Genomic DNA, 12,792 nt, shown 5'->3' with positions numbered 1-12,792 from the left:
CTTTCGATAAACGGCCATAACGGCTCATTCGCTCATCTTATCACAACTGATAAAGCGAACCCTTAACCAGCCTGCAATGCCGTGATTTCAGATTTATCTGCCAGTCTTTTCAGCAGCATATTGAGCAGTACGCCGTACATGGGCAGGAAGAAGACAATGCTGATGAGGACCTTGAAGCAGTAGTCCACCAGCGCGATTTCCATCCAGTGTTCGGCCATGAACGCATCCGGGCTACGCCAGAAGGCGATGAAGAAGAAGGCCAGCGTATCGCTCACGTTTCCGAACAGCGTGGAGGCGGTTGGCGCCATCCACCAGCGGTGATTTTGCCGCAGGCGGTTAAACACGTGCACGTCGAGGATCTGCCCCAGCGCGTAGGCCATAAAGCTGGCGGCGGCGATACGGGCGACAAACAGGTTAAAGTGGGTTAACGCCTCAAAGCCCTGCCAGCTTCCCATATAAAACAGAGAGGAAACCCCGTACGAGATAAACAGCGCCGGGAGCATGACCGAAAAAATAATGCGGCGAGCCAGCGGTGCGCCAAAGATACGCACGGTCAAATCGGTCGCGAGGAAAATAAACGGAAAACTGAACGCGCCCCAGGTGGTATGAAAACCAAAGATGGAGATCGGGAGCTGCACCAGATAGTTGCTGGAGGTGATCACCAGCAAATGGAAAAGCGAAAGCCAGAACAACGCTTTTACGCGTTGAGATTCGGAAAACGACGTCATATTGTGACCTTTTTATACGTTGGGGTGAGGGAACCCAATAAAAACCGCAGCATGATACTGCTTTGGCAGGACATTGCAATGGTTAGTTTTTACGCAATCGTTAACCTGGTTTGCATTGATCGCAACCGGGCGTAAACTACAGCCGTTTTTATCTGACCGAGAAGATCATGACCGACCTGTTTTCCAGCCCAGACCACACCCTTGATGCCCAGGGCCTTCGCTGCCCGGAACCGGTAATGATGGTACGTAAGACCGTGCGCAATATGCAGACCGGTGAAACGCTGTTGATTATTGCCGATGACCCGGCCACAACCCGCGATATTCCCGGTTTTTGTACCTTTATGGAACATGAGCTGGTGGCACAGCAGACTGAGGCGCTGCCGTACCAGTATTTGATTCGTAAGGGGTAGATGGGCTGGTGGTGTTGTAGGCCGGGTAAGGCAAAGCCGCCACCCGGCAAAAATACGTCCTCTGCGGCCTGATGCCCTCACCCCGACCCTCTCCCACGGGGAGAGGGAGAAAGTCATCCTTTCATCCACGCCCGGATCCCGTCCAGGAACATCTGCGTCGCCATCATGACCAGAATCAGCCCCATCAGGCGCTCCAGCGCGTTCACCCCTTTCTCACCCAGCAGGCGCAGGAACAGGGACGACTGCAGCAGGATAATAAACGTCCCGCCCCAGGCGATCAGCAGGGCAATCACCAGATGACTCATCTGGTTCGGATACTGATGCGACAGCAGCATCAGCGTGGCCAGAATGGTCGGGCCCGCGACGAGGGGGATCGCCAGCGGCACAATAAACGGCTCTTCACCCGCTGGCAGGCCGCTGCTGCTGCCTTCCGCGCTCGGGAAAATCATCTTAATGGCAATCAGGAACAGAATAATCCCGCCGGAAATCGACACGGTTTCGGCGCGCAGGTTCAGGAATGCGAGGATTTTTTCCCCGGCAAACAGAAAGATAAACATCACCAGCAGGGCGATGAGCAGCTCGCGGATCATGATCGCCCGGCGGCGCTTCGGCTCGGTGTGCTTCAGCACCGACATGAAGATCGGCAGGTTACCCAGTGGATCCATTATCAGAATCAATAAAACCGCTGCGGAAATGATTTCACTCATGTAAATTATCCCTGAAATTCTCTATGGTTATTATGATAATTAGCTGTATTTCTGATTGCCGGGCAATCATCGATTAATTTCGCTTGCGACTTTGGCAGCATTTTGTAATGTGAAGCATATCCCAGTTCAATACTGGCTTGCACAAACAGCACACACCCTCAGCAGGAAAAAAATGCTATGAAAAACGTTGGTTTTATCGGCTGGCGCGGTATGGTCGGCTCTGTACTCATGCAACGCATGGTTGAAGAGCGCGATTTCGACGCTATCCGCCCGGTCTTCTTCTCCACTTCCCAGCTCGGCCAGGCTGCTCCGTCCTTTGGTGGTACCACAGGCACGTTGCAGGATGCTTACGATCTGGAAGCGCTGAAGGCGCTCGACATTATTGTGACCTGCCAGGGCGGCGATTATACCAACGAAATCTATCCAAAGCTGCGTGAAAGCGGCTGGCAGGGCTACTGGATTGACGCGGCCTCGTCGCTACGCATGAAAGACGATGCCATCATCATTCTCGACCCGGTTAACCAGGGCGTGATCACCGATGGCCTGAACAACGGCGTGAAAACCTTTGTCGGCGGTAACTGCACCGTCAGCCTGATGCTGATGTCCCTCGGCGGCCTGTTTGCGCAGGATCTGGTGGAGTGGGTCTCCGTGGCGACCTACCAGGCGGCGTCCGGCGGCGGCGCGCGTCACATGCGCGAGCTGCTGACCCAGATGGGCCAGCTGCACCAGAGCGTTGCGACCGAGCTGGCAAACCCGGCATCCGCTATTCTGGATATCGAGCGTAATGTCACTCAGCTGACCCGCAGCGGCGAGCTGCCGGTGGATAACTTTGGCGTACCGCTGGCAGGCGGCCTGATCCCGTGGATCGACAAACAGCTGGATAACGGCCAGACCCGCGAAGAGTGGAAGGGCCAGGCTGAGACCAACAAAATTCTCAATACCGCGAACACCATTCCGGTTGATGGCCTCTGCGTGCGTATCGGCGCGCTGCGCTGCCACAGCCAGGCCTTCACCATTAAACTGAAAAAAGATGTGTCTATTCCGACCGTGGAAGAGCTGCTGGCCGCGCACAACCCGTGGGCGAAAGTGGTGCCAAACGATCGCGATATCACCATGCGCGAGCTGACCCCGGCTGCCGTTACCGGCACGCTGACCACGCCGGTTGGCCGTCTGCGCAAGCTGAACATGGGGCCGGAGTATCTCTCCGCGTTCACCGTTGGCGACCAGCTCCTGTGGGGCGCTGCCGAGCCGCTGCGCCGCATGCTGCGCCAGCTGGCGTAATAATTTGTTAAATACCGGGGGTGATTTTCACCCCTTTTTTTTGCGTACTACATGGAGTAACACGCGTATGTCTTATTTTTTATCAGGAGTCATCTAGAGCGTTGGCTATGCTTTAAGGAAGAGTCATTTCTTACCTGAGGTTCGAACGGAGCAGATTGGATGCACATTTTTGTGCTGTCCCGTTCAGGTCACATTAAAAGTCGTCCCGGAGCGCTTAAAAAGGACGACATAAAAAACAGGATGAATACCATGTCCGATCGTGTGGATAGAGACGTGATTAATGCGCTTATTGCGGGTCATTTCGCTGACCCCTTTTCTGTGCTTGGGATGCATCGTACTGAGGATGGCCTTGAAGTTCGGGCACTGTTACCGGATGCCACAGAAGTCTGGGTGATTGAACCCAAAACCGGCCGCAAGGTGGGTAATCTTGAATGCCTCGATTCCCGTGGCTTCTTCTCGGGCGTAATGCCCCGTCGTAAAAACCCGTTTCGCTACCAGCTCGCCGTTCTCTGGCACGGTCAGCAAAACCTGATTGACGATCCTTACAGCTTTGGCCCTCTGCTTAAAGAGATGGACGCCTGGCTGCTCTCCGAAGGGAAGCATCTTCGTCCTTATGAAACGCTGGGTGCCCATGCCGATACCATGGACGGCATTACCGGCACGCGCTTCTCCGTGTGGGCGCCCAATGCCCAGCGCGTCTCCGTTGTCGGGCAGTTCAACTACTGGGATGGCCGCCGCCACCCGATGCGCCTGCGTCGGGAAACCGGCATCTGGGAGCTGTTTATCCCCGGGGCGCACCACGGGCAGCTTTATAAATTCGAGATGATCGACGCCCACGGCAAGCTGCGCATTAAAGCCGACCCGTATGCCTTCGAAGCGCAGATGCGCCCGGATACCGCGTCGCTGATTTGCGGCCTGCCGGAGAAGGTCGTTCAGACGGAGGAGCGCAAGCAGGCTAACCGCTTTGATGCGCCGATCTCCGTCTATGAAGTCCATCTTGGCTCCTGGCGTCGCCACACCGATAACAACTTCTGGCTGAGCTACCGGGAGCTTGCCGACCAGCTGGTGCCGTATGCAAAATGGATGGGCTTTACCCACCTTGAGCTGCTGCCGGTCAACGAGCACCCGTTCGACGGCAGCTGGGGCTATCAGCCCACCGGGCTGTATGCGCCAACGCGCCGCTTCGGCACGCGCGACGACTTCCGCTATTTCATTGATGCCGCGCACGCCGCCGGGCTGAACGTCATCCTCGACTGGGTGCCGGGTCATTTCCCTGCGGATGATTTCGCGCTGGCAGAGTTTGACGGCACGAAGCTGTACGAGCACAGCGATCCGCGCGAAGGCTATCACCAGGACTGGAACACGCTGATCTACAACTACGGTCGCCGTGAGGTCGCAAACTACCTGGTCGGGAATGCCCTGTACTGGATCGAGCGGTTTGGTATTGATGCCCTGCGCGTCGATGCGGTGGCGTCGATGATCTACCGCGACTACAGCCGCAAAGAGGGGGAGTGGATCCCGAACGAGTTTGGCGGCCGCGAAAATCTGGAAGCCATTGAATTCCTGCGTAATACCAACCGCATTATCGGCGAGCAGGTGGACGGTGCCGTAACCATGGCGGAAGAGTCGACCGACTTTGCGGGCGTCTCCCGTCCGCCGTCATTAGGCGGCCTGGGGTTCTGGTATAAGTGGAACCTGGGCTGGATGCACGACACGCTCGACTACATGAAGCTGGATCCGGTTCACCGTAAGTATCATCACGATAAGCTGACGTTCGGGATGCTCTACAACTACACCGAAAACTTCATGCTGCCGCTGTCCCACGATGAGGTGGTACACGGTAAAAAATCGATTCTCGACCGCATGCCGGGTGACGCGTGGCAGAAGTTTGCCAACCTGCGCGCCTACTACGGCTGGATGTTTGCCTTCCCGGGCAAAAAACTGCTGTTTATGGGCAATGAGTTCGCTCAGGGGCGCGAGTGGAACCACGACGCCAGCCTCGACTGGCATCTGCTGGAAGGCGGCGACAACTGGCACCACGGGGTGCAGCGTCTGGTACGCGATCTGAACCTGACCTATCGCCACCACAAAGCGCTGCACGAGCTCGACTTCGATCCGTACGGCTTTGAGTGGCTGGTGGTGGACGACCACGAACGCTCGGTGTTTGTCTTTGTGCGTCGTGACAAAGCCGGTAACGAGATCATCGTCGCCAGCAATTTTACGCCGGTGCCGCGCGAACACTACCGCTTCGGCATTAACCAGCCGGGCAAATGGCGCGAAATTCTGAATACCGACTCGATGCACTACCACGGCAGCAACGCCGGTAACGGCGGGCTGGTACAGAGCGACACCATCGAAAGCCACGGGCGACCCAACTCCCTGAGCCTGACGCTGCCGCCGCTTGGCACCATCTGGCTAATGCGGGAGGGCGAATGACGCAGCTGACGGCAGGTAAACCCGAACCGCTCGGGGCGCGTTTTGACGGGAAGGGGGTCAATTTCACCCTCTTTTCCGCTCACGCCGAGCGGGTTGAACTGTGCGTGTTTGACGGGGAAGGTAACGAGCATCGTTACGATTTACCCGCGCGCACGGGGGATACCTGGCACGGCTACCTGGCCGGAGGGCGGCCCGGCATGCACTACGGCTTTCGCGTACACGGTCCGTGGGATCCGGCGCAGGGTCACTGGTTTAACCCGGCGAAGCTGTTGATTGACCCGTGCGCGCACCGCGTGGACGGCGAATTTAAAGACGACCCGCTCTTCCACGTGGGTTACGGCGATCCCGACCACCGCGACAGCGCGCCCGTCGCGCCAAAAAGCGTGGTGGTGAACGATCTTTATGACTGGGAAGACGATGCCCCGCCGCAGACGCCGTGGGGCCATACCGTCATTTATGAAGCCCACGTCAAAGGGCTGACCTACCTGCACCCGTCGATCCCCAAAGACATGCGCGGTACCTATAAGGCGCTCGGGCATCCCACCATGATCGCCTACCTGAAACACCTCGGCATCACCGCTCTGGAACTGCTGCCCGTCGCCCATTTTGCCAGCGAGCCGCGCCTGCAGCGGCTGGGGCTAAGCAACTACTGGGGCTACAACCCGCTGGCGATGTTCGCGCTTGAGCCACGCTATGCCGCTCATCCGGAAAAGGCGCGGGACGAGTTTCGCGATGCGGTGAAGGCGCTTCATACGGCGGGCATTGAGGTCATTCTGGACGTCGTGCTGAACCACAGTGCCGAAAGCGATCTCGACGGTCCGACGCTCTCCATGCGCGGAATTGATAACCGTAGCTATTATTGGATCAGGCAGGATGGCGATTATGAGAACTGGACCGGCTGCGGCAACACGCTCAATCTCAGCCATCCGGCGGTCACGCATTTTGCTTATGAATGCCTGAAATACTGGGTAGAAACGTTCCACGTCGACGGTTTTCGTTTCGACCTGGCCCCGGTGATGGGGCGCACGCCGGCGTTCAGCCAGCAGGCGCCGCTGTTTGAGGCGATAAAAAACTGTCCGGTGCTCTCGCAGGTGAAGCTCATTGCCGAGCCGTGGGACATCGGAGAAGGCGGTTATCAGGTCGGGAATTTCCCGCCGCTGTTTGCCGAGTGGAACGACCACTACCGCGACGCCGTACGCCGCTTCTGGCTGGAACGGAATCTGTCGCTCGGGGAGTTCGCCGGACGCTTTGCCGCTTCAAGCGATCTCTTTAAGCGCGACGGCAAACGCCCGTCGGCCACCGTCAATCTGTTGACGGCGCACGACGGTTTTACGCTCAGGGACTGCGTTTGTTTCAATCAGAAACACAATGAGGCAAACGGCGAAGAGAATCGCGATGGCACTAACAATAACCATAGCTTCAATCATGGTATAGAAGGGTTAGGCGGAAGTCTGGATGTGATAGAGCGGCGACGCGCCAGCGTACATGCGCTGCTGACAACGCTTTTATTGTCGCAGGGCACGCCGATGCTGCTGGCAGGCGATGAACACGGCCACAGCCAGCACGGTAACAACAATGCGTATTGCCAGGACAACACGTTAACCTGGCTCGACTGGGGTGAAGCCAACAGCGGGCTGATTCATTTTACCGCTGCGCTGATCCATCTTCGCCAGCAGATCCCCGCGCTGACCGCCGACCGCTGGTGGGAAGAGGGTGACGGCAACGTTCGCTGGCTGAATAAAGACGCGCAACCGTTAAGCGCGCAAGAGTGGCAACACGGCGTACCACGCCTGCAAATCCTGCTGTCGGATAAATGGCTGGTCACGCTGAACGCGACGGATGACGTCGCAGAGATTGTTTTACCTGAAGGGGAATGGCGAGCTGTTCCCCCCTTTGCCGGAGTGGATAATCCGGTAGTAATGGCTGTCTGGCACGGGCCTGCGCACGGAGTGTGCGTATTCCAAAGATGATAAAAAAGGAGTTAGTCATGGTTAGATTAGAGAAGAACGATCCCTTAATGTTGGCACGCCAGCTACCATTAAAAACGGTTGCCCTGATACTTGCGGGTGGGCGTGGTACCCGTCTGAAAGATTTGACCATCAAGCGCGCCAAACCTGCTGTTCACTTTGGTGGTAAGTTCCGCATCATCGACTTTGCGCTCTCCAACTGCCTGAACTCGGGCATTCGCCGTATTGGCGTCATAACGCAGTATCAGTCGCACACGCTGGTTCAGCATATCCAGCGCGGCTGGTCATTCTTCAGCGAAGAGATGAACGAGTTTGTCGATCTCCTCCCTGCGCAGCAGCGCGTTCACGGCGAGAACTGGTATCGCGGGACGGCGGATGCGGTGACCCAGAACCTCGACATTATTCGTCGCTATAACGCGGAATACATCGTGATCCTCGCCGGGGACCATATCTACAAGCAAGATTACTCCCACATGCTCATCGACCACGTCGAAAAAGGGGCGCGCTGCACCGTGGCGTGTCTGCCTGTGCCCGTTGCTGAAGCGACGGCGTTTGGCGTCATGCACGTGGATGCCGACGACAAAATTATCGACTTCGTTGAAAAACCGGCGAACCCGCCAACCATGCCGGGCGATGACACCAAATCGCTTGCCAGCATGGGGATCTACATCTTTGATGCAGAATATCTTTATGAGCTGCTGGAAGAAGACGACAAAGACGAAAACTCCAGCCACGACTTCGGTAAAGACATCATTCCGAAAATCACGAAAGCTGGCATGGCGTATGCACATCCTTTCCCGCTGTCCTGCGTGCAGTCCGACCCGAATGCGGAACCTTACTGGCGCGACGTGGGAACCCTGGAGGCGTACTGGAAAGCGAACCTCGACCTGGCGTCGGTCACGCCTGAGCTGGATATGTACGACCAGAACTGGCCGATTCGTACCCATATGGAGTCGCTGCCGCCAGCCAAGTTCGTGCAGGACCGCTCCGGCAGCCACGGTATGACGCTGAACTCGCTGGTGTCCGGCGGGTGCATTATTTCAGGCTCGGTGGTGGTGCAGTCGGTGCTGTTCCCCCGCGTGCGGATAAATTCATTCTGTAATATCGATTCGGCAGTCTTATTGCCGGATGTCTGGGTAGGGCGCTCGTGTCGTCTGCGTCGCTGCGTGATCGACCGTGCCTGCGTCATTCCCGAAGGGATGGTGATTGGTGAAAACGCGGAAGAAGACGCGCGTCGTTTCTATCGTTCGGAAGAGGGGATCGTGTTAGTCACACGGGAAATGTTGCGGAAGCTGCAGATCAAACAGGAGCGATGATGCAGGTTTTACACGTATGTTCTGAGATGTTCCCGTTGTTGAAAACGGGCGGTCTGGCAGATGTTTTGGGTGCATTACCGGCAGCGCAAATCGCCGGAGGCGTGGATACCCGAGTCCTGCTGCCCGCCTTTCCGGATATCCGGCGTGGTATACCCGATGCAAAAGTGGTGACCCGCCGTGAGACCTTCGCCGGACGCATCACTCTGCTGTTTGGACATTACAATGGCGTAGGGATTTACCTGATCGACGCGCCGCACTTATACGATCGACCGGGCAGCCCGTATCACGATACGAACCTGTTCGCTTATACCGACAACGTGCTGCGCTTTGCGCTGCTCGGCTGGGTCGGCGCAGAAATGGCGACGGGGCTGGATCCGTTCTGGCGCCCGGATGTGGTGCACGCGCACGACTGGCACGCCGGGCTTGCCCCGGCGTATCTCGCCGCGCGCGGCCATCCGGCCAAATCGGTCTTTACCGTGCACAATCTGGCGTATCAGGGGATGTACTATGCCCATCACATGAGTGAAATCGATCTGCCATTATCGTTCTATAACATGCACGGGCTGGAATTTAACGGGCAGATCTCGTTCCTGAAAGCCGGGCTGTACTACGCCGATCACATCACGGCGGTGAGCCCAACCTACGCGCGTGAGATCACCCAGCCGGCGTTTGGCTACGGTATGGAAGGGTTGCTGCAGCAGCGCCATCGCGAAGGCCGCCTGTCGGGCATTCTGAACGGCGTGGACGAACAGATCTGGAGCCCGGAAACCGATCTCCTGCTGGCGGCGCGCTATGGCCGTGATTCCGTGGAAGACAAAGCGGAAAACAAACGCCAGCTGCAGATTGCGATGGGCCTGAAGGTTAACGACAAAGTGCCGCTGTTCGCGGTGGTCAGCCGCCTGACCAGCCAGAAAGGGCTGGATCTAGTGCTGGAGGCGCTGCCCGGTTTACTGGAGCAGGGCGGACAGCTGGCGCTGCTCGGCGCGGGCGACCCGGTGCTGCAGGAAGGCTTCCTTGCCGCCGCGGCGGAACATCCGGGTCAGGTGGGCGTGCAGATTGGCTACCACGAGGCATTCTCGCACCGCATTATGGGCGGCGCGGACGTCATCCTGGTGCCAAGCCGTTTCGAACCCTGCGGCCTGACGCAGCTGTACGGCCTGAAATATGGCACCCTGCCGTTGGTACGCCGCACGGGCGGACTGGCGGATACGGTATCCGATAGCTCTCTGGAAAACCTGGCGGACGGTATCGCCAGCGGGTTTGTCTTTGAGGACAGTAATGCCTGGTCGCTGCTTCGGGCGATTCGGCGTGCTTTCGTCTTGTGGTCCCGTCCATCGCTGTGGCGTTACGTACAACGTCAGGCGATGTCCATGGACTTTAGCTGGCACGTCGCGGCGCAGTCATACCGCGATCTCTATCAACGCTTGATGTAACGAGGCGAAGTTACTGATATGAACGCTCCATTTAGCTACTCTTCACCCACGCTCAGCGTTGAGGCGTTAAAGCACTCTATCGCCTACAAGCTGATGTTCACCATCGGGAAAGATCCGGTTATTGCCAACAAGCACGAGTGGCTGAACGCTACCCTGTTTGCCGTGCGTGACCGTTTAGTGGAACGCTGGCTGCGCTCAAACCGCGCCCAGCTCTCTCAGGAGACGCGTCAGGTTTACTACCTGTCGATGGAATTTTTGATTGGCCGCACGCTGTCCAATGCGCTGTTGTCGCTCGGTATTTATGACGACGTCAAAACCGCACTGGAAGAGATGGGGTTAGATTTAGAAGAACTGATCGACGAAGAGAACGACCCGGGCCTCGGTAACGGCGGTCTGGGGCGTCTCGCCGCCTGCTTCCTCGACTCGCTGGCGACGCTGGCGCTGCCGGGCCGCGGCTACGGTATTCGCTACGATTACGGCATGTTCAAACAGAACATCGTCGACGGGCGTCAGAAAGAGTCCCCGGACTACTGGCTGGAGTACGGCAACCCGTGGGAGTTCAAGCGCCACAACACGCGCTACAAGGTGCGCTTTGGCGGACGTATTCAGCAGGAAGGGAAAAAATCCCGCTGGGTGGAAACGGAAGAGATCCTGGCCGTGGCCTACGACCAGATTATCCCCGGCTACGACACTGACGCCACCAACACGCTGCGCCTGTGGAGTGCCCAGGCCAGTAGCGAAATTAACCTCGGTAAATTTAACCAGGGTGACTACTTCGCGGCGGTGGAGGATAAAAACCACTCCGAGAACGTGTCCCGCGTGCTGTACCCGGATGACTCGACCTACTCGGGCCGCGAGCTGCGCCTGCGTCAGGAGTACTTCCTCGTTTCGGCGACCATTCAGGACATCCTCAGCCGCCACCATCAGCTGCACAAAACCTACGCCAACCTGGCGGAGAAAACCGCGATCCACCTTAATGACACCCACCCGGTGCTCTCTATTCCGGAGCTGATGCGCCTGCTGATCGACGAGCATAAGTTCAGCTGGGACGACGCCTTTGAGGTGACCTGCCAGGTGTTCTCGTACACCAACCACACGCTGATGAGCGAAGCGCTGGAGACGTGGCCGGTGGACATGCTCGGCAAAATCCTGCCGCGCCATCTGCAGATTATCTTTGAGATTAACGACTACTTCCTCAAGACGCTGCAGGAGCAGTATCCGAACGATACTGGCCTGCTGAGCCGCGCGTCCATCATTGATGAGTCGAACGGTCGTCGCGTGCGCATGGCCTGGCTGGCGGTTGTCATCAGCCACAAGGTCAACGGCGTGTCCGAGCTCCACTCGAACCTGATGGTGCAGTCGCTGTTTGCGGACTTTGCGAAGATCTTCCCGACGCGCTTCTGCAACGTGACCAACGGCGTCACCCCGCGCCGCTGGCTGGCGCTGGCCAACCAGCCGCTCTCTGAGGTGCTGGACGAGAATATTGGCCGCACCTGGCGTACCGATTTGAGCCAGCTGAGCGAGCTGGAACAGCATATTGATTTCCCGACGGTGAACAAAGCCGTGCGCGAAGCCAAGCTGCTGAACAAAAAGCGTCTGGCGGTCTGGCTGGCGATGCACCTCAACGTGGTCGCAAACCCGAAAGCGCTGTTCGACGTGCAGATCAAACGCATCCACGAATACAAGCGTCAGCTGATGAACGTGCTGCACGTGATCACCCATTACAACCGCATTAAGGCCGATCCGACGGCCGAGTGGGTGCCGCGAGTGAAGATCTTTGCCGGTAAGGCGGCGTCGGCCTACTATATGGCGAAGCACATTATTCATCTCATCAACGACGTGGCGAAGGTGGTTAACCAGGATCCGGACATTGGCGACAAGCTGAAGGTGGTGTTCATTCCAAACTACAGCGTCAGCCTGGCGCAGCTGATCATCCCGGCGGCGGATCTCTCTGAACAGATTTCCACGGCGGGGACGGAAGCATCCGGCACCAGTAACATGAAGTTTGCCCTTAACGGCGCGCTGACCATCGGTACGCTTGACGGGGCGAACGTCGAGATGCTGGAGCATGTGGGCGAAGACAATATCTTTATCTTCGGTAATACGACGGAAGAGGTGGAGGCGCTACGCAGAAAAGGCTACTCGCCACGTCAATATTACGAAGGGGATGAAGAGTTACGCCAGGTGCTGACGCAGATTGCAACCGGCGTGTTTAGCCCGGATGAACCGAGCCGCTATCGCGATCTGGTGGATTCGCTGATTAACTTTGGCGATCACTACCAGGTGCTGGCGGATTATCGCAGCTACGTGGACTGTCAGGACAAGGTGGATGAACTGTATCGCCAGCCGGAGAAGTGGACCAGCGCCGCGATGTACAACATCGCCAATATGGGATATTTCTCGTCAGACAGGACCATCAAGGAGTATGCCGAGACGATCTGGCATATTGATCCGGTGAGGTTGTAAAAACAAAGCCGGGTGGCGGCTTCGCCTTACCCGGCCTACTTGATCCCG

The 12,792-nt window shown here is 57.5% G+C and carries 9 protein-coding genes; 7 read left to right on the top strand and 2 right to left on the bottom strand.

Translation table 11 applies throughout. The features are described 5' to 3' along the window. Nucleotides 1-62 precede the first annotated feature (62 nt). Complete coding sequence (locus tag AC4IC4_RS21425) at nt 63-728, bottom strand: 7-cyano-7-deazaguanine/7-aminomethyl-7-deazaguanine transporter (RefSeq protein WP_024908883.1); 666 nt, start codon at nt 726-728, stop codon at nt 63-65. A 167-nt stretch (nt 729-895) separates the two neighbouring features. Between AC4IC4_RS21425 and tusA the strand changes: the two genes are divergently transcribed. After that, complete coding sequence (tusA, locus tag AC4IC4_RS21420; RefSeq protein WP_024908884.1) at nt 896-1,138, top strand: sulfurtransferase TusA; 243 nt, start codon at nt 896-898, stop codon at nt 1,136-1,138. A 113-nt stretch (nt 1,139-1,251) separates the two neighbouring features. Here the strand turns inward: tusA and yhgN are convergent, their stop codons facing one another. Further along, on the bottom strand, nt 1,252-1,845 hold the full coding sequence (yhgN, locus tag AC4IC4_RS21415; RefSeq protein WP_003861574.1) for an NAAT family transporter YhgN: 594 nt from the start codon (nt 1,843-1,845) through the stop codon (nt 1,252-1,254). Nucleotides 1,846-2,022: 177 nt separating this feature from the next. Between yhgN and asd the strand changes: the two genes are divergently transcribed. From asd to glgP, 6 genes are all read left to right on the top strand, one after another. Further along, nucleotides 2,023-3,126, top strand: a complete 1,104-nt coding sequence (gene asd / locus AC4IC4_RS21410; protein ID WP_491471846.1) for an aspartate-semialdehyde dehydrogenase — start codon at nt 2,023-2,025, stop codon at nt 3,124-3,126. A 249-nt stretch (nt 3,127-3,375) separates the two neighbouring features. Beyond that, complete coding sequence (gene glgB / locus AC4IC4_RS21405; protein WP_491471845.1) at nt 3,376-5,562, top strand: 1,4-alpha-glucan branching enzyme; 2,187 nt, start codon at nt 3,376-3,378, stop codon at nt 5,560-5,562. Beyond that, complete coding sequence (gene glgX, locus AC4IC4_RS21400; RefSeq protein WP_491471844.1) at nt 5,559-7,532, top strand: glycogen debranching protein GlgX; 1,974 nt, start codon at nt 5,559-5,561, stop codon at nt 7,530-7,532. Before glgB ends, glgX begins: the two co-directional genes overlap by 4 nt. Before the next feature lie 17 nt (nt 7,533-7,549). After that, entirely contained in the window at nt 7,550-8,845 is a 1,296-nt protein-coding gene (gene glgC / locus AC4IC4_RS21395) for a glucose-1-phosphate adenylyltransferase (RefSeq protein ID WP_032648303.1), read from the top strand. Continuing rightward, nucleotides 8,845-10,278, top strand: coding sequence for a glycogen synthase GlgA (gene glgA, locus AC4IC4_RS21390; RefSeq protein ID WP_024908888.1), 1,434 nt, complete (start codon nt 8,845-8,847; stop codon nt 10,276-10,278). The genes glgC and glgA overlap by 1 nt, the downstream gene beginning before the upstream one ends. Before the next feature lie 18 nt (nt 10,279-10,296). After that, nucleotides 10,297-12,744 carry a glycogen phosphorylase gene (gene glgP / locus AC4IC4_RS21385; protein WP_032648304.1) on the top strand — a complete coding sequence of 816 codons (2,448 nt, stop codon included), beginning with the start codon at nt 10,297-10,299 and terminating at the stop codon, nt 12,742-12,744. The last annotated feature ends 48 nt before the right edge of the window (nt 12,745-12,792 follow it).

The sequence above is a fragment of the Enterobacter sp. Taxon_2 genome (assembly GCF_058355295.1).
Note: the sequence above shows the minus strand (reverse complement) of the source record. Positions and strands in the feature narration are given on the sequence as shown.